Source organism: Lysobacter sp. Root916 (assembly GCF_001429785.1).
Classification (GTDB): domain Bacteria; phylum Pseudomonadota; class Gammaproteobacteria; order Xanthomonadales; family Xanthomonadaceae; genus Lysobacter.
Map to the genome: position 1 here is coordinate 96,407 of NZ_LMJF01000013.1, position 17,960 is coordinate 114,366.

The 17,960-nt window shown below is 69.1% G+C and carries 15 protein-coding genes; 7 read left to right on the forward strand and 8 right to left on the reverse strand.

The genetic code is table 11. The annotated features are described in order from the left end of the window. Window positions 1-33: 33 nt before the first annotated feature. The 3 genes from leuC to leuB are packed head-to-tail and all read left to right on the forward strand — an operon-like array spanning window position 34 to window position 3,117. Window positions 34-1,458, forward strand: coding sequence for a 3-isopropylmalate dehydratase large subunit (leuC, locus tag ASE35_RS12915; RefSeq protein WP_057164126.1), 1,425 nt, complete (start codon window positions 34-36; stop codon window positions 1,456-1,458). Beyond that, window positions 1,458-2,039: a 3-isopropylmalate dehydratase small subunit gene (gene leuD, locus ASE35_RS12920; RefSeq protein ID WP_057164127.1), complete on the forward strand. Its 582-nt coding sequence runs from the start codon at window positions 1,458-1,460 to the stop codon at window positions 2,037-2,039. The genes leuC and leuD overlap by 1 nt, the downstream gene beginning before the upstream one ends. Next, entirely contained in the window at window positions 2,029-3,117 is a 1,089-nt protein-coding gene (gene leuB, locus ASE35_RS12925) for a 3-isopropylmalate dehydrogenase (RefSeq protein WP_057164128.1), read from the forward strand. Before leuD ends, leuB begins: the two co-directional genes overlap by 11 nt. A 420-nt stretch (window positions 3,118-3,537) precedes the next feature. Here the strand turns inward: leuB and ASE35_RS12930 are convergent, their stop codons facing one another. Next, window positions 3,538-6,717: an efflux RND transporter permease subunit gene (locus ASE35_RS12930; RefSeq protein ID WP_057164129.1), complete on the reverse strand. Its 3,180-nt coding sequence runs from the start codon at window positions 6,715-6,717 to the stop codon at window positions 3,538-3,540. Window positions 6,718-6,923: 206 nt separating this feature from the next. Then, complete coding sequence (locus tag ASE35_RS12935) at window positions 6,924-8,030, reverse strand: efflux RND transporter periplasmic adaptor subunit (protein WP_057164130.1); 1,107 nt, start codon at window positions 8,028-8,030, stop codon at window positions 6,924-6,926. A gap of 78 nt (window positions 8,031-8,108) precedes the next feature. Between ASE35_RS12935 and ASE35_RS12940 the strand changes: the two genes are divergently transcribed. From ASE35_RS12940 to ASE35_RS12950, 3 genes are all read left to right on the forward strand, one after another. After that, window positions 8,109-8,777: a TetR/AcrR family transcriptional regulator gene (locus ASE35_RS12940; RefSeq protein ID WP_057164131.1), complete on the forward strand. Its 669-nt coding sequence runs from the start codon at window positions 8,109-8,111 to the stop codon at window positions 8,775-8,777. A 172-nt stretch (window positions 8,778-8,949) separates the two neighbouring features. Further along, window positions 8,950-9,606 carry a protein-L-isoaspartate O-methyltransferase gene (locus ASE35_RS12945; RefSeq protein WP_056180247.1) on the forward strand — a complete coding sequence of 219 codons (657 nt, stop codon included), beginning with the start codon at window positions 8,950-8,952 and terminating at the stop codon, window positions 9,604-9,606. 21 nt (window positions 9,607-9,627) lie between these two features. After that, window positions 9,628-11,031, forward strand: coding sequence for a TolC family outer membrane protein (locus ASE35_RS12950; protein WP_056180250.1), 1,404 nt, complete (start codon window positions 9,628-9,630; stop codon window positions 11,029-11,031). Between the two features lie 223 nt (window positions 11,032-11,254). Here the strand turns inward: ASE35_RS12950 and waaA are convergent, their stop codons facing one another. Further along, a complete protein-coding gene (gene waaA, locus ASE35_RS12955) occupies window positions 11,255-12,550 on the reverse strand; it encodes a lipid IV(A) 3-deoxy-D-manno-octulosonic acid transferase (RefSeq protein WP_057161134.1) in 1,296 nt (431 codons plus the stop codon). Window positions 12,551-12,693: 143 nt separating this feature from the next. On the opposite strand from waaA, the gene lpxL reads away from it, so the two are divergent. Next, window positions 12,694-13,626, forward strand: coding sequence for an LpxL/LpxP family Kdo(2)-lipid IV(A) lauroyl/palmitoleoyl acyltransferase (gene lpxL, locus ASE35_RS12960; RefSeq protein WP_082611263.1), 933 nt, complete (start codon window positions 12,694-12,696; stop codon window positions 13,624-13,626). A 62-nt stretch (window positions 13,627-13,688) separates the two neighbouring features. On the opposite strand, the gene ASE35_RS12965 is transcribed toward lpxL, so the two are convergent. From ASE35_RS12965 to ASE35_RS12985, 5 genes are all read right to left on the reverse strand, one after another. Continuing rightward, window positions 13,689-14,942 carry an O-antigen ligase family protein gene (locus ASE35_RS12965; protein ID WP_057161135.1) on the reverse strand — a complete coding sequence of 418 codons (1,254 nt, stop codon included), beginning with the start codon at window positions 14,940-14,942 and terminating at the stop codon, window positions 13,689-13,691. Between the two features lie 73 nt (window positions 14,943-15,015). Next, window positions 15,016-16,137, reverse strand: a complete 1,122-nt coding sequence (locus tag ASE35_RS12970; RefSeq protein WP_057164133.1) for a glycosyltransferase — start codon at window positions 16,135-16,137, stop codon at window positions 15,016-15,018. A 28-nt stretch (window positions 16,138-16,165) separates the two neighbouring features. Further along, window positions 16,166-16,366: a zinc-finger domain-containing protein gene (locus ASE35_RS12975; RefSeq protein WP_056180259.1), complete on the reverse strand. Its 201-nt coding sequence runs from the start codon at window positions 16,364-16,366 to the stop codon at window positions 16,166-16,168. 278 nt (window positions 16,367-16,644) lie between these two features. Next, window positions 16,645-17,349, reverse strand: a complete 705-nt coding sequence (locus ASE35_RS12980) for a pirin family protein (RefSeq protein WP_057160903.1) — start codon at window positions 17,347-17,349, stop codon at window positions 16,645-16,647. Window positions 17,350-17,354: 5 nt separating this feature from the next. Then, the gene (locus ASE35_RS12985; RefSeq protein WP_056180264.1) at window positions 17,355-17,948 is read right to left on the reverse strand and encodes a YceI family protein; all 594 of its coding nucleotides are present in this window, start codon (window positions 17,946-17,948) and stop codon (window positions 17,355-17,357) included. Between the last annotated feature and the right edge of the window lie 12 nt (window positions 17,949-17,960).

Genomic DNA, 17,960 nt, shown 5'->3' on the forward strand with positions numbered 1-17,960 from the left:
CAGCCGCTCAACATCGAAGCCCCATACCCCACCATGACCGCACCCAGAACCCTGTTCGACAAACTGTGGGACGCCCACCTGGTCACGCCCGAGACCGAGGCCGTGCCCGCCGTGCTCTACATCGACCTGCACCTGATCCACGAGGTCACCACCCCACAGGCCTTCGCCGAGCTCGAATCGCGCGGCCTGTCGCCGCGCCGGCCGGACCTGACCAAGGGCACCCTCGACCATTCCACGCCGACCCTGCCGCGCGGCGCCGACGGCCGTCTGCCCTACTACACCGACGAGGCCGAGCGTCAGGTCGATACCCTGCGCCGCAATTGCGCGCGCCACGACATCGAGTTGTTCGACTACGACAGTCCGCACCGCGGCATCGTGCACGTGATCGGCCCGGAACTGGGCCTGACCCAGCCCGGCATGACCATCGTCTGCGGCGACAGCCACACCGCCACCCACGGCGCGTTCGGCGCGCTCGCGTTCGGCATCGGCACCAGCGAGGTCGGCCACGTGCTGGCCACCCAGTGCCTGTTGCAGCGCAAGCCGCGCACCCTGGCGATCAACATCGAAGGCGAGCTCGCGCCCGGCGTCGGCGCCAAGGACCTGATCCTGCACGTGATCGGCGAGATCGGCGTCAACGGCGGCACCGGCCAGGTGATCGAGTACCGCGGCTCTACCGTGCGCGCGCTGTCGATGGACGAGCGCATGACGGTATGCAACATGTCGATCGAAGCCGGCGCGCGCGCCGGCCTGATCGCGCCCGACCAGGTCACCTACGACTACCTGGCCGCGACCCCGCGTGCGCCGCAGGGCGCGGACTTCGAACGCGCGGTCGCGCGCTGGCGCGAGTTCGTCGGCGACGAGGGCGCGCGCTTCGATCGCGAAGTGCATATCGACGCCAGCACGATCAAACCCACCCTGACCTGGGGCACCCACCCCGGCCAGGTCGCCGCGGTCGACGCGCAGCTGCCGATCGCGCAGGACGCCGACGCCGCCAAGGCGCTGGCCTACATGGGCCTGAGCGGCGGCGCGGCATTGGCCGGCGCGCCGGTGGACGTGGTGTTCGTCGGCAGCTGCACCAATTCGCGCCTCACCGACCTGCGTCAGGCCGCGCAGGTGCTGCAGGGCCGGCGCGTGCACCCGCGCGTGCGCATGCTGGTGGTGCCGGGTTCCGAACAGGTCAAGCGCGAAGCCGAGGCCGAGGGCATCGACCGCATCGTGCGCGCGGCCGGCGCCGAGTGGCGCGAGCCGGGCTGCTCGATGTGCATCGCCATGAACGGCGATCTGGTCGGCCCGGGCCAGCTCGCGGTCTCCACCAGCAACCGCAATTTCGAGGGCCGCCAGGGCAAGGGCGCGCGCACGCTGCTGGCCTCGCCGCTGACCGCGGCCGCCTGCGCGATCGCGGGCGAGGTCACCGACCCACGCGCCTACCTGCAAGCCGTCGCCACGGAGGCCGCGTGATGAGCGCATTCACCGAACTGACCTCGCGCACCGTGGTCCTGCGCGAGCGCAATATCGACACCGACCAGATCATCCCCGCGCGCTTTCTCACCACCACGCAGCGCCAGGGCCTGGGGCGCTACGCCTTCAACGACTGGCGCTACCTCGCCGACGGCTCGCCCAATCCCGAGTTCGTCTTCAATCGACCCGAGAACGCCGGCGCGCAGATCCTGGTCGCGGGGCGCAACTTCGGCTGCGGTTCCTCGCGCGAGCACGCGCCCTGGGCCTTGACCGACCTGGGCCTGCGCGCGGTGATCAGCACCGAGATCGCCGACATCTTCCGCAGCAACGCGCTCAAGAACGGCCTGCTGCCGATCGTGCTCGACAGCGATGTGGTCGACGAGTTGCTGGATCGTCCCGGCATCGAATTGTCCGTCGACGTCGCCAGCCGCAGCGTGATCCTGCCCGGCGGCCGCCGCGTGCAGTTCCCGCTGGACGCGTTCGCCCAGACCTGTCTGCTCGAAGGCGTGGACCAGCTGGGCTATCTGCTCAAACAACAAACCGCCATCCAACGTTATGAGGAACTGCGTCATGCACGCTGAGATCGTCGTATTGCCGGGCGACGGCATCGGCCCCGAAGTCACCGCCGCCGCGGTCGAAGTGCTGCGCACGGTCGGCCGCCGCTACGGCCACGCCTTCGCGCTGCGCGAGCACCCGATCGGCGGCGCCGCCATCGACGCCACCGGCGAGCCCCTGCCCGAAGCCACGCTGGCCGCCTGCCGCAAGGCCGACGCCGTGCTGCTGGGCGCGGTCGGCGGGCCGAAGTGGTCGGACCCCAAAGCGAAAGTACGTCCCGAACAAGGCCTGCTGGCCCTGCGCAAAGGCCTGGGCCTGTACGCCAACCTGCGCCCGGTGAAACCGCACGCAGCCACCCTGGGCGCCTCGCCGATCAAGCCGCACCTGCTGGCCGGCGTCGACCTGCTGGTGGTGCGCGAGCTCACCGGCGGCATCTACTTCGGCCAGAAGCAGCGCAGCGCCGACAGCGCCAGCGACCTGTGCGAATACAGCGTGGCCGAGATCGAACGCGTGGTGCGCCGCGCCTGCGCGCTCGCGCGCGGTCGCCGCGGACATGTGGTCTCGGTGGACAAGGCCAACGTGCTGGAGACCTCGCGTCTGTGGCGCGAAGTCGCCACTCGCGTCGCCCGCGACGAGTTCCCGGACGTGACCCTGGAACACCAGCTGGTCGATTCGATGGCGATGCATTTGATCGCCAAGCCGCGCGCCTTCGACGTGATCGTGACCGAGAACATGTTCGGCGACATCCTCACCGACGAAGCCTCGATGCTGGCCGGCTCGCTGGGCCTGCTGCCCTCGGCCTCGCTGGGCGAAGGCAAGGTCGGCCTCTACGAGCCCATCCACGGCTCCGCCCCCGACATCGCCGGCCGCGGCATCGCCAACCCGGTCGGCACCATCCTCAGCGCAGCGATGCTGCTGCGCCACTCGCTGGGTTTGAGCGACGAAGCCGACCGCATCGAACAAGCGGTGGCGGCGGTACTGGAACGCGGCGTCCTCAGCGCCGACCTCGCTCCGAACGGCCGCGGCGCCAGCACGGCCGAGGTGACGGCGGCGGTACTCGCGCAGCTGGAGCTGCCTTGTCAGATCGCGGAGCTACGCGACTGAGTGCGGGGCTGCGCATTCGAACGTGCAGCCCTGGCCTTGAATAGACCAACCACGGTTGCAGTTTCGGTTGCGTTTGCCGTTGCCGTTGCCGTTGCCGTTGCCGTTGCCGTTGCCGTTGCATTCAAATCCAAAAGCAACGCACTCACACGACCAACCGTAGACCCGAAGGGCGGCGCGCAGGACGCGCGCCGTTTTTCGAATGGACAGGGATGTCCATTCGAAAAATCCCGGCGCAGGCACCGAACGTCACTTTCTCTTGGGCTAGCAAGAGAAAGTGACCCGCATGCGCAGCAGGCGGAAGCCTTTGACCTTCGAGCCGAAGCGGACGAAGCAACAGCAAAAGCAAATCCTCCCCAACCCTCCTTTTCCAAAGGAGGGAGCTAGATGCAAAGAGCGGGAGAGGGGATAGAGACCGCGGGCTTACGCCCCCGCCCCCGGCGCCTTCACCTTGAACCACGCCGCATACAGCGCCGGCAGGAACAACAGCGTCAACAGCGTCGCCACCATCAGACCGCCCATGATCGCCACCGCCATCGGCCCGAAGAACGCACTGCGCGACAGCGGAATCATCGCCAGGATCGCCGCCAGCGCCGTCAACACGATCGGCCGGAAACGCCGCACCGTCGCCTCCACGATCGCCCGCCACGGCTCATGCCCGTCCGCACGGTCCTGCTCGATCTGATCGACCAGGATCACCGAATTGCGCATGATCATGCCCGACAACGCGATCGTGCCCAGCATCGCCACGAAACCGAACGGCACCCGGAACACCAGCAGGAACAGGGTCACACCGATCAGGCCCAGCGGCGCCGTCAGCAGCACCATGAAACTGCGCGAGAAACTGCGCAGCTGCAGCATCAGCAAGGTGAACACCGCGAACACGAACAGCGGCACGCCGGCGATGATCGAATTCTGGCCGCGCGCCGAGTCCTCGACGCTGCCGCCGACATCGATCGAGTAGGCGTAAGGCAGCTGCGCACGCAGCGCGTCCAGGGTCGGCGAGATCTGGCCCATCACCGTCGCCGGCTGGGTGCCGTCGTAGATGTCGGCGCGCACCGTAATGGTCGGCTGGCGGTCGCGGTGCCAGATGATGCCCTCCTCGAAACCGTACTCGAGCGTGGCGATCTGGGTCAGCGGCACCGCGCGGCCGTTGCTGGTCGGCACCATCAGGCTGCCCAGCATGCTCAACTGCAGACGCTCCTCGGTGGGGCCGCGCAGCAGCATCTCGATCAGTTCGTTGCCCTCGCGGTAGGTGCTGATGTGCGAGCCCGACAGCGAACTGGACAGGAACTGCGACAGCTGCGCCGAGGTCACGCCCAGCGCGCGCGCGCGTTCCTGGTCCACCTGCAGGCGCACCACCTTGTTCGGCTCGTCCCAGTCCAGGTTCACGTTGGTCACGTGCGGGTTGGCACGGATCTTCTCGCGCACCTGATAAGCGATCGCGCGTACGCGGTCGATGTGCTCGCCTGAGACGCGGAACTGCACCGGGTAGCCGACCGGCGGACCGTTCTCCAAGCGGGTTACGCGCAGCTGCAGGTCGGGGAAGCGCGGCACCACGTCCTTGATCACCCACTCGCGGATCGCTTCGCGCGCGGCCACGTCCTTGGGCATCAACACGAACTGGGCGAAGTTGGCCGACGGCAGCTGCTGGTCCAGCGGCAGATAGAAGCGCGGCGAACCGGTGCCGACGTAGGACACGTAGTTGACCAGGTCCTTGCGCTGCTTGAGCAGAGCTTCCAGACGCTGGGCCTGTTCGGCGGTCTGACGCAGCGAGCTGCCCTCGGCCAGCTCCATGTCCACCATCAGCTCCGGACGCACCGAATCCGGGAAGAACTGCTGCGGCACGAAGCGGAACATGAACACCGACAGGAAGAACGCGGCCACGGTGATCCCGATCACCAGCCAGCGGCGGCGCACGCACCAGGTCACCCAGTTGCGGAAGCGCGTATAGAACTTGCTGGCGTAGGGATCGTGATCCTTGCCGTCGTGCGGCGTGGGGGCGATGAACTCCGCCAGCGCGCCCGCACCCGAGCGCGCGCTTAGACGCTCGGCCCAGCGCGCGCGTTGCGCATGCCAGCGCGCGACCAGCGAGCCGGGCTTGGGCGCGGCCGCATGGCCGTGGTCGGGCAGCAACTTGTCGCCCAGGTAGGGGATGAACGCGACCGCGGCGATCCACGACACCAGCAACGCGATCGTGACCACCTGGAACAGCGAGCGCGTGTACTCGCCGGTGCCGGAGGCCGCGGTCGCGATCGGCAGGAAGCCGGCGGCGGTGATCAGGGTGCCGGTGAGCATCGGGAAGGCGGTGCTGTCCCAGGCGAATGCGGCCGCGCGGATGCGGTCGAAGCCCTGCTCCATCTTGATCGCCATCATCTCGACGGCGATGATCGCGTCGTCCACCAGCAGGCCCAGCGCCAACACCAGCGCGCCCAGCGAAATCTTGTGCAGGCCGACGCCGAAGAACTGCATGGCGGCGAAGGTCATCGCCAGCACCAGCGGAATCGACAGCGCCACCACCAGGCCGGTGCGCCAACCCAGCGAGAAGAAGCTGACCAGCAGCACGATCAGCACCGCCTCGGCCAGCACGCGCACGAACTCGCCCACCGACGCATCGACCGCGGCCGGCTGGTCGGCGACCTTGCGCAGCTCCATGCCCGCCGGCAGGGTCTTCTGCAGGCGCGCGAACTCGGTCTCCAGGGTCTTGCCCAGCTTGAGGATGTCGCCGCCCTCCTTCATCGACACGCCGATGCCGATCGCGTCCTCGCCCATGAAGCGCATGCGCGGCGCGGGCGGATCGGAGAAGCCGCGGCGCACCTCGGCGACGTCGCCGAGGCGGAAGGTGCGGTCGCCGACCCGGATCGGGAATTCGCGGATTTCCTCGACGGTCTTGAACTGCCCGCCGACGCGCAGCGCCACGCGGTTGCTGCCGGTTTCGAAGAAGCCGGCCGGGGCCAGCGCGTTCTGCTGATTCAGGGCCTCGCCGACCGCGTTGGCCGGCACGCCCAGGGTCGCCAGCTTCACGTTCGACAGCTCGACCCAGATCTTCTCGTCCTGCACGCCGAACAGCTCGATCTTGCCGACGTCGGCCTGGTCCTGCAGGGCCAGTTGCACGCGCTCGGCGTAGTCCTTGAGTACGGCGTAGTCGAAGCCCTTGCCGGTCAAGGCATAGATATTGCCGAAGGTGTCGCCGAACTCGTCGTTGAAGAACGGCCCGACCACGTCGCTGGGCAGCGTGGCGCGGATATCGCCGACCTTCTTACGCACCTGGTACCACAGCGGCTGGATGTCCTTCGAGTGCATCGAGTCGCGCGCGCCGAAGATCACCTGCGACTCGCCGGCGCGCGAGTACGAGCGGATGAACTCGTACTGGCCAGTCTCCATCAGCTTCTTCTCGATGCGCTCGGTGACCTGGCGCGATACCTCGTCGGCGGTGGCGCCCGGCCACAGGGTCCGGATCACCATGACCTTGAAGGTGAACGCCGGGTCCTCGCTGCGGCCCAGACGCAGATAAGAGAAGGTGCCGGCGATCGCCGCCACCAGCATTGCGTAGACGATCAGGCTGCGGTGACGCAGCGCCCATTCGGAGAGATTGAAGCGCATGAGAGAGGCTCAGCGTTGAATGAGTCGCCCCTCTCCCGCTTGCGGGAGAGGGGTTGAGGTGAGAGCGGACGGATGCGGTACGACGCGTGTCGCGGCGGCGCGCCCCCATCCCATCCCTTCCCCCGCGAGCGAGGGAAGGGCGAAGGTGCCGAGCGGGATTCGCATCGGGCAGCTCAATGGCGATCGGGTCGCGTTCACTTCGGGGACTACGGTTTGACGGGTCGATTGTCTCGATCCACCGCCACCACCTTCTGACCCGCACGCACCAGATGACCGCCGGCGGCGACCACCCAGTCGTTCGCGCTCAGGCCGCTCGTGACCGGCACGCGATCCTCGCCGTAGGCGCCGATCTGCACCGGCACCAACTTCAGGGTCGAGGTTTTGGGGTCGACCACGAACACCGTCGGCACGCCCTTGTCGCGCTGCAGCGCCGACAGCGGCACGCTCAACCCCGCACCGCCATTGCCGTCCTGGACGATGTAGACGCGCGCGCTCTGACCGAGTTCGAGGCTGCCTTCCGGCGCCTCGACCGCGACCCGCGCGGCATAGGTGCGCGAGGCCGGGTCGGCGGCCGGCGCGATCTCGCGCACCCGGCCCGGCCAGCGCTGGCCCGGTTGCGACCACAGCTCGACCATCACCTCGCGGCCGGTCTTGTACTGCGCGATCGCGCCTTCGGGTATCGCGAACGCGATTTCGCGCACGCCGTCGGCGGCCAGGCCGAACACCTGCTGGCCGGCCGCGACCACCTGCCCGGCCTCGGCGCTGCGCGTGGCGATCACGCCCGCGTGCGGCGCGCGCAATTGGGTGTACTGAGCCTGGTTGCGCGCCACGTCCAGGTTGGCGCGGGCGGCGTTGACCTGGCCCTGCGCGGCCTTGGCCGCGGCGTTCTGCGCGTCCAGGCTGGAGCGACTGACCAGTTGATCGTCGGCGAGGCGGGCGAAACGCTGCTGGTCGGCGCGCGCGCGGCCGAGTTCGGCCTCGGCCGCGGCCAATTGGGCCTGGGCAGCGCGCGACTGCGCCTGCAGATCGCCCGGGTCCAGCACCGCGAGCAGGTCGCCGGCGGCGACGTGGGCACCGACATCGACCCGACGCTCGACCAGATTGCCGCCGACCCGGAACGACAGCGGGCTTTCCTGGCGGGCGCGGACTTCGCCGGCGAAGGCGGTCACGCCGGTCTGGCCGGCGCCGGGGTGGGTCACCAGCACCGGCCGGGCCGCTTCGGGCGCGGGAGCATCGCGGCCGCAAGCCGCCAACGCCAGCATCAGAACGGCGCTGGAAAACGCCAATCCGGGGGAGGAAGTGCGGCTGCGCATCGCGGGTGACCTCAGGGATAATTAATGTACCTGGCGGTACTGTATAAATATCGAACCCGTTAGTCTAGTATTCCGCGCATGACCGCCTCACGCAAAACCCTGCCCCCGCCCGAGACCGCCAAACCCGCCGGTCCGGGCCGCCCCAAGGACCTGAGCAAGCGCGCCGCCATCCTCGATGCGGCCTCGAAAATGTTCACCCAGGCCGGCTTCGACGCCACCAGCATGGATCAGATCGCGGCCGAGGCCGGGGTCTCCAAGCTCACCGTCTACAGCCATTTCGGCGACAAGGAGGCCCTGTTCGCCGAGGCCATCAAGACCTATTGCGAGCGCCACCTGCCGCCGCTGCTGTTCGAGCCCTCGCCGGCGACCCCGCTGCGCGAGCGCCTGATGACCATCGCGCAGGCGTTCTGGGCCATGGTCAGTGCGCCCGAGGCGGTCCAGGGCCATCGCATCCTGTGCTCGCCGCAGCTGGCCGGCTCGCCGCTGCCGCAGATGTTCTGGGAAGCCGGCCCGCAGCGCGTGCACCAGGAATTCGCGGCCCTGCTGCGCCGGCGCATCGTCGCCGGCGAGCTGCGGATCGACGACGTCGAGCGCGCCGCCGGGCAGTTCTTCGCCCTGCTCAAGGGCGAACCGCACGCGCAACTGGTGTTCGGTTGCGACTTCGACGCGTCCCAGATCGATGCCCACCTGCAGGCCTCGGTGGACCTGTTCCTGCGCGCCTACGCCCGTTCCGCGTCCCATGGATAGAACCCAGGCCCGGGCGGGAGCGCGAATGACGACGGTCTTGGTGACTTCCGGCACTCAGCCCCGTACGCCCGCAACCGCCATCCTGTATCCACCGGCTGCCGCGCCAGACCGGTAGAATTGTCGGCTCTAGCCTGCATTTCGACCGACGTTCCCCGCGCGAGACCACGAACCAATGACTACGATCGATTACGCCAAAGCACGTGAACTGATGGTCGAACAACAAGTTCGGCCCTGGGACGTGCTCGACCCGCGCGTACTCGACGTGCTGGCGACGCTGCCGCGCGAGGCCTTCGTCTCCGCCGAGCACCGCAACCTGGCCTATGCCGATCTGTCCCTGCCGCTGGGCCATGGCGAATTCGCCATGAAGCCGGTGCTGGAAGGCCGCACCCTGCATTCGCTGGAGCTGGACCCCACCGACGACGTGCTCGAGATCGGCACCGGCAGCGGCTATCTGACCGCCTGCCTGGGCCGCCTGGCGCGCGAAGTGACCAGCCTGGAGATCCACGCCGACCTCGCCGACGCCGCCCGCGCGCGCCTGTCCGAGCAGTCGGTGGAGAACGCCCAGGTGGTGCTGGCCGACGCCTACGCCTGGCGTAGCGAGCGCCGCTACAACGCTATCTGCGTCACCGGCGCGGTCGCCGAAATTCCGCAACACTTCTTCGACTGGCTGCAGCCGGACGGACGCCTGTTCGTGGTCCGCGGCCGGTCGCCGGCGATGGAAGCGGTGCTGGTGCGCAACGAAGTCAACGCTCGCCGCATCCAATCGTTGTTCGAAACCGACCTACCCTATCTCGTCGGCGCGGCGCCCGCGCCCGTCTTCGAGTTCTGAACCGAACGTCAAGGAAGCCGCATGATCCGCCGCCCACTCGTTCTCGCCCTCGTTGTCGCCCTGCTGCCGGCCGTCGCTTCGGCGGAAGACCTGCTGCAGACCTACGAGCTGGCCCGCAACGGCGACCCGCAGTTGTCGGCCGCCGAATCCAGCCGCCTGGCCACCAAGGAAGGCGCGGTGCAGGCCCGCGCGGCGATGCTGCCGTCGCTGACCGGTTCGGCCACGCTCAGCAAGTCGCGCAACACCGCGCCCAGCTTCACCGACAATAGTGATCCGACCAATCCGGTCGAGGTCGCCGGCAATCTGACCACCGAGACGACCTCGCGCAGCTACGGCGTCGACCTGCGGCAGATGATCTACGACCGCAGCCGCTTCACCACGCTCAAGAGCCGCAACGCGCTCAGCCAGGCCAGCGACTTTCAGCTCGAGTCCGCCGGCGACACCCTGATCACGCGCACCTCGGCCGCCTACTTCAACGTGTTGGTGCAGCTGGAGACCCTGGCCGCGGCCGAGGCCGCCGAGACCGCGCTGAAGAAGCAGTTCGACTACGCCTCCAAGCGCCTGGAAGTCGGCCTGGCGCCGATCACCGACGTGCACGAAGCCCGCGCCCAATACGACAACGCCCGCGCCAACACCATCCTGGTGCGCAACGCGGTCGAGGACGCCTACCAGGCGCTGAGCGAAATCACCGGCCAGCCGATCCGCAACCTCAAGGGCCTGCCGGACGACTTCAAGCCGGCGCTGCCGGAATCGCAGGGCGTCGACGGCTGGGTCCAAACCGCGATCGAGAACAACCCGTCCCTGCGCGCCAAGCAGTTTCAGGTGCAGTCGGCCGAAGCCGACGTCGAGACCGCGCGCTCCGGCCACTGGCCGACCCTGTATCTGACCGGCGGCTACGACAAGAGCAAGACCTGGACCGACCGCACCTTCGGCGGCAACACCTTCGAAAGCGACAGCGAAGGCCGCGGCCCCAGCCTGGGCATCACCCTGTCGGTGCCGATCTTCGCCGGCGGCGCGACCCAGTCCGGCGTGCGCCAGGCCCTGGCCACGCGCGATGTCGCCAGCGACGAGCTTGAGCAGCAGAAGCGCGCCCTGGTGCGCAACGCCCGCAACGCCTACCAGACCCTGGTCGCCGGCGTCAGCGAAGTCGAAGCCCGCCGTCTGGCGCTGGTCTCGGCGCGCAGCGCCTACGAGGCCTCCCAGGTCGGCCTGGAAGTCGGTACCCGCACCGTGCTGGACGTGTTGATCAACCAGCAGAACCTGTTCACCGCGCAGCAGGCCTACGCGCAGGCCAAGTACAACTACCTGCAGAACCGTCTGTTGCTGGAACAGGCTGCCGGTACGCTGGACGTGGCCGACGTGCAGGACATCAACCGCCTGCTGACCGCCGAACCGGCGGCCAAGTTCGAGCCCAGCGGCGGCTGATTCCGACGCCCGCTCGAGGCGACACGAAAACCGCCGGCCCGCCCGGCGGTTTTCTTTTGCGCGTTCGCAAGGCGCATCGCGTCGCCGACGCGATCTTGGCGATGGCGATGATGCGGTTCGCTGCGCTCACCGCATCCTACGGAGCGAATTCGCTGTCTGTGGGAGCGGCGTAAGCCGCGATGCGCCTTCGACCGGAGTCGCGGGAATACACGCTCCCAGAAACTCAAGCCTGCGGCGGCAGCGCCGGTTGCAACAGGGCGATGGTCTTGGCCAGCGCGCCGCGCCCGAGTTCGACCAGGGCGCGGCCGGCCGCGACCATCTGCGCGCGCTGCTCGGGGTCGGATAGCAGGCGCTCGAGCTCGCGCTGCACCGCGTCGGCGTCGTCGCCGATGCGCAGCGCGCCGGCGGCCTGCAGGCGCTCGGCGATCTCGACGAAATTGTGCAGGTGCGGGCCGGTCACGATGGGCGTGCCGGTGGCGGCCGGTTCCAACAGGTTGTGGCCGCCGATCGCCTGCAGGCTGCCGCCGACGAAGGCGACGTCGGCGCCGGCGTAGAAGCACATCAGCTCGCCCAGGGTGTCGATCACGAACACGTCGTCGCCGCGTTGCGGCCAACGCATGCGCGAGCGCGTCGATACCGTCCAACCGATCGCGCGCGCGGATTCGGCGACCACCCGGAACCGCTCCGGATGGCGCGGCGCCCACAACAGCAGCAGCTCCGGGAAGCGCGCGCGCAGACGGCGATGGATGGCGATCACCGCCGCCTCCTCGTCCTCGTGCGTGCTGGCCGCGATCCAGACCGGGCGCGCACCGCTGTGACGGCGGCATTCGGCGGCGAATTCGTCCAGCGCCTCGGGCACGTTGACGTCGAACTTGAGGTTGCCGGTCTCGACGATCTGCTCCGGCCGCGCGCCCAGGCGCACGAAGCGCTCGCCGTCGGCGCGCGACTGCGCCGCGACCGCGCGCACGGTGCGTAGCGCGCGCGCGACCAGCGGCGCCAGCACCCGATAACCGCGCAGCGAGCGCTCGGACAGGCGCGCGTTGACGATGTAGGTCGGAATGCCGCGATCGCGGCAGCCGAACAGCAGGCTGGGCCAGAGCTCGGTCTCCATGATCAGCGCCGCGCAGGGGCGGTGGTGCTGGAGGAAACGCGAGACCGCGCCGGGCAGGTCGTAGGGCAGATAGACGTGCTCGACGCCGTCGCCCCAGGCCGCGCGCGCGCGGTCCGATCCGGTCGGGGTGATCGTGGTCACCAGCAGGCGCAAATCGGGGCGGCCGCGGCGCAAGGCGTTGACCAGCGGGATCGCGGCGTTGACCTCGCCCACCGAGACCGCATGCAGCCACAGCGTGCGACTGTGGGCGGGGCCGCGATAGATCGCGTAGCGCTCCAGCCAGCGCTGAAAATAGGCCGGCTGGCGAAAACCGCGCCAGATCAGGTGGTAGACCGTGACCGGCGCCAATAGGTATAGCGCGACCGAGTACAGGCCGCGCAACAGGCGCTCGATATAGTCCCTCTGCATGCGCCAAGGATAAGCGTTCCGCGCCCGCGCCACGCCCATCGGCCGCGCGAAACGGCGGCCACGGCCGCGATTGGCCAGCTTTTGCGCACGCGCGGCGCCGGTCCGTGGCCGCGTTTCGTCCTCATCCCTCTAAACTAGCGTGCATGAGCGCAACCCCGCTGCCCCCTCCCCCGCGCGGTCCCCGCCATTGGCCGATGTGGCTGGCCCTGGCCGGCATGTGCCTGGGCGCGCGTCTGCCCTGGTCCCTGCAACGCGGGCTGGGCCGCTTGTTCGGCGCGTTCGCCCTGCATGCGGCCGGCGAGCGCCGACGCGCGGCGCGGATCAACCTGGCCCTGTGCTATCCCGAAAAGAGCGAGGCCGAGCGCGAGCGCATGCTGCGCGAGAGCTTCCGCGACCTCGGCATCGGCCTGTTCGAATTCGCGCGCGCCTGGTGGGGCTCGGTGGGGCCGATGCGGCGCACGGTGCGCATCGAGGGCCTGGAACTGCTGGACGAGGTGCGCGCGCAGGGACGCGGCGTGCTGCTGATCTCCGGCCACTTCATGACCCTGGAGATGTGCGGCCGGCTGATGTGCGACCACCTGCCGCTGGCCGGCATGTACCGTCGCCACCGCAGCCCGGTGTTCGAGTGGGCGGTCAAGCGCGGACGTCTGCGCTACGCCGCGGCCATGTACACCAACGAAGAGATCCGTCCGGCCATGCGCCACCTCAAGCAGGGCGGCTTCCTGTGGTACGCGCCGGACCAGGACATGCGCGGCAAGGACACGGTGTTCGCGCCGTTCTTCGGCGTGCCGGCGGCGACGATCACCGCCACCCACCAGTTCGCCCGCCTCAGCGGCTGCGCCGTGGTGCCGTTCTTCCATCGCCGCGAAGGCGGCGACTACGTGTTGCGCCTGGGCGCGCCGTTGGCGGACTTCCCGTCCTCCGACGCCACCGCCGACAGCGCGCGCGTGAACGCCCAGATCGAGGCGATGGTGCGCGAAGCGCCCAGCCAGTACCTGTGGATCCACCGCCGCTTCAAGCGCCGGCCGCCGGGGGATGTCTCGCCGTACAAGCGAGGAGCGAGCGGGGAGGAGTGAGAAGTGGGCGAAAGCGTTTCCGCTCTGCTCTTACTCACTTCTCACTTCTCACTTCTCCAGACTCACTCCTGCTTCTCGGCCGGTTGCGACAACAAGCTCCCCGCATACAAAGCCACCAGCATCAGCGCCAGGCCGCCCCAGAAGGTCGAATAGAAGGCCAGATGGGTGTTGAACGGAAACAGCGTGACCGCGATCGCGAGCATGGCCGGGCGCGCGCGATCGCGCGCGGCGTCGTCGGCGAACCGCCACGCCCGCCAGGCCAGGGCCACGCCTGCCAGCCACATCAACAAACCGAACAGGCCGGTCTCGCTGAGCACTTCCAGCACCACTTGGTGCGCGTGCAGCGCGGGGCCGTAGCCCCAGGCGGCCTGCTTGCCGGGATCGGGGTCGCAGGCCGGGAAGGCCTCGCGGAAGCCGCGCGCGCCGACGCCATTGATCGGGTTCTCGCGCGCCATGCACAGCGCGGCGCCCCAGATGCGCGCGCGTCCGGACAGCGCACTGTCCACGCCCTCGGCGTCGGCGCTGCGGACCAGGGTGGTGCGCACGATGCGCTCTCGCACCTGCGGCGAGACCACGGCGATGGTCGCCACCGCGATCGCGCCGAACGCGAACACGCCCAGCAGGCGCTTCCAGCCCAGCAAGCGCCAGCCCGACAGCACCAGCACCAGCGCGTAGGTGATCCACGACGCGCGCGAACCGGCCAACACCACCACCAGGCCGACGCCCGCGGCCGCGATCAACCAACCGCCCATGCCGTAGCGCCGGCCGCCGGCGTAGAGCGCGAACGGCGACAGGCTGGCCAGCACCTGACCGAGTTTGAGATTGCACGGGCCGAGTACGCCGCTGAGGCGGTCGACGCCGGCGATTTCCTCCGGCGTGCACATGCCGTGACCGCTGATGCCGCGCTTGATCGCGTCCAGCGCCGAAAACAGCGGGCTGGCGCCGGTCAGCGCCTGCAACAAGGCGTCCACCGTCCAGATCGCGACGATCACCGCCAGGCCGCCGAAGATGGTCCGGCGCCCGCGCGGATTGGCGACCGCCGAGGCCGCCAGCCACAGGAACGGCAGATAGCGAATGTCTTCCAGCGCCTTGCGTAGCGCGTGCGGCGTGTCGACCGCATCGAAGGCCGAGACCAGCTCGGGCAACCAGTAGGCGAAGAACAGCACGCTGGTCAGGGCCCATGCCGGATTGCTCAGCAACTGGCCGCCGCTGCGGAAACGCGAGGCGACCAGGTGCACGATCGCGGCCAGCGCGCCCAGCACCAGCACCGCCTCGGCGTAGCCCGGCGCCGGCCACAGCGCGACATAGGCCAGGATCCAGGCCGGCGCCCATCGCCAGCCATGCGCGACGCCCGCCGGCTTCGGCGGGTTGGGATCGACCCAACGCGGATCAGCGCGGTCGGCGGGGGAATTCGGCGTAGACGCCAAGCGTGGCCTCCTGCATCGCACGCAAGGAATAGGCAATCGTATCCGTTGCCGCGGGCGGATGCGTTAGCAATTCGCGAGCCGCCGCGTGCAGTAAGACCGGGTCGAACGGCGCCACCGCCCCGCGCGGTTGCAGTTGCGCGAGCAGTTCGCCGACGCCGCCGTGGGCCCAGCCGAGCACGGCGCGCCCCACCGACAGGGCCTCCACCACGGTGCGACCGAAGGCCTCAGGTTTGCGCGACAGCTGCAGCACCAGATCGGCGGCGGCATAGGCGCGCGCGATCGCGTCGGTGGGCGCGGTGAAAGCGACCGCATCGGCCACGCACAACGCCTGGGCTTCGCGTTCGAGTTCGGCGATGTAGGCCTCGCGCCCGGCCTCGCGCGCGCCCGGCAGCCACAGGCGCGCATCGTCGCCGTCGCGGCGCAGCGCGGCCAGCAGACTCAGCGCATCGGCATGGCCCTTGAGGCGGGTACCTCGACCGGGCAGCAGCAGCAACGGCCCGCTGCCGGCGAGCGCGGGATGCAGCGACGCGGCCCAGGCGCGCGCCTCGCGATCCGGCATCGGCGCTCGCGGGAACGCGGCGGGATCGATGCCGCGCGGGATCGTGCGCAGCTTGGCCGGATCGGTGTCGGGGTAATGTCGCAGCACGTACCCGCGCACGGTGTCGGACACGCAGATCACGCGCTCGCCCGTCGTCATGACCGCGCTGTAGCGCGACGGCGAATTGAGCCCGTGCACGGTGGTGACGAAATGCGGACGCGCCGTCGCCGGCATGCCGCGCAGGGCCAGCCGGGTCAGCCAGGCCGGCAGGCGCGAGCGCGCGTGCACGATGTCGGCGCCGGTGTCGGCGAACAGGCGTCGCAGCGCGCGCCCGTGGCGCAGGCTCAGCAGGGATTTGCGCCCGATGTCGAGTTCGATGTGCTCGGCGCCGCTGGCGAGCAGGCGCGGCACCAGCCGGCCGCCGGCCGAGACCACGAGCGCGCGATGGCCGGCACGCACCAGCGCGTCGGCGATCTCCAGAGTGGAACGTTCGACGCCGCCGGACTCCAGCGCCGGCAGCAATTGCACTACGGTCAGCGGGCGCACGCGGAACCTGCGGCGTGGCCGCGCGGGCTCAGTCGTCGACCAGGGTGAAAAGCGCGCCGCAGTAAGGGCACTGGCATTCGCGCTCGGCCTCGATCGGCAGGTACACGCGCGGATGCGAATTCCACAGCGCCATCGACGGCAGCGGGCAGCTCAAAGGCAGGTCCGCGCGCGTGACGGTGTAGCGCTGTTCGGCGTTGGCCTGGGTGGGATGGGCGTTGGCTGCGGTCATGACGGAACGGCGAGTGGCGACGCGGACACGCAGTTTAGCAGGTGCGGGGTGGGCGATTCCGGCCCTCATCTGCCCTTTGGACAGCGCCTTTCCAGAAAAAGAAGAGAAGACCAAGAGCTAGTGGAACTGAGCCCCTCTCCCGCTTGCGGGAGAGGGGTTGGGGTGAGGGTCCGGCGCGACCGCGCAGCTCAAACCTCATCCCGGACCCTCATCCGCCCTGCGGGCATCTTCTCCCGAGGGTGCGAGAGAAGGGAACAGAGAGAAGGGGCTAGGGTTTACTACACCGGCAAATCGAAGAACAACACATTCGCCGCCTCGGCACCGAGCCCAACGATGCTCAAAGCACCGTCCTCTTCCCGATACCCCAGCGCATCGCCCGCCTGCAGGCGGCGCCCATTGGCCTCGACCTCGCCTTCGGCCACATGCAGCCAGTACAGGCGTGCGGGATCGAGCTCATGTTGCAGGGTTTCGCCCTGGACCGGACGCGCGCCGTACAACCACGCCTGCTGGCGGATCGCGATGCTGCCCTGGGCCCCGTCCGGCGAGGCCAGCAGGCTCCAGCCCTCGCCGCGCACACCCGCCTCGCGCTGGGCATAGGCGGGCTGGGCGTTGAGGCGGTCGGGCTGGATCCAGATCTGCAGGAAATGCACCGGCTCCGATTCGGAGGCGTTGAACTCGCTGTGCTCGACGCCGTGACCGGCGCTCATCCACTGCAGTTCGCCGGGGCGGATGGTGCCGCCTCCGCCGGTGCTGTCCTTGTGCGCCAGACCGCCGCTGAGCACATAGCTCAGGATTTCCATGTTGGCGTGGCGGTGCGGCGAGAAACCCGCGCCGGGAGCGACGCGGTCCTCGTTGATCACGCGCAAGGGGCCGAAGCCCATCCAGGCCGGGTCGTAATAGCCACCGAAGGAAAACGTGTGGTGGCTGTCCAGCCAACCGGCCTGGACGCGGCCGCGGCTCGCGGAAGGGCGTTCGACGATCATGGCGCTTACTGCTTCGCCGCTTCCGGCTTGGGCACGATAGCTTCGGTGGTGATGTGGATCGTCACCTCGTCGCTGACGTTGGGCACGTACTTGCCCACGCCGAACTCGCTGCGCTTGATTGTAGTGCTGGCGTCGAAGCCGGCCGCCGCGCGCTTGGCCATCGGCTGCTCGCCGACCTTGTTGATGGTCACGTCCAGCACCACCGACTTGGTCACGCCGTGCACGCTCAGGTCGCCGGTGACCTTGAGCTTCTTCTCGCCCGCGGCCTCGACCTTGGTGCTCTTGAAGGTGATGTTGGGGTACTTGGCGGCGTCGAAGAAATCCTCGCTGCGCAGGTGCTCGTCGAACGCGGCGACGTGCGAGTTCAGCCCGGCCAGCGGGATGGTGACCTCGACCGAGGACGCCGACGGCTTGGCCGGATCGTAGGTGATGCTGCCGTCGACCTGGCCGAAGTGGGCGACCGGGTTGGAGAAGCCGAAGTGGCTCCAGCCGGCGACGACGTCGGTGTGGTTGGGATCGATCTTGTAGGTCAGCGGAGCGGCCGTGGCGGCGCCCGCGAAGGCGAGAGCGACGGCGGCGGCGAGCAGGAAGCGCTTCATGGCGGGAAATCT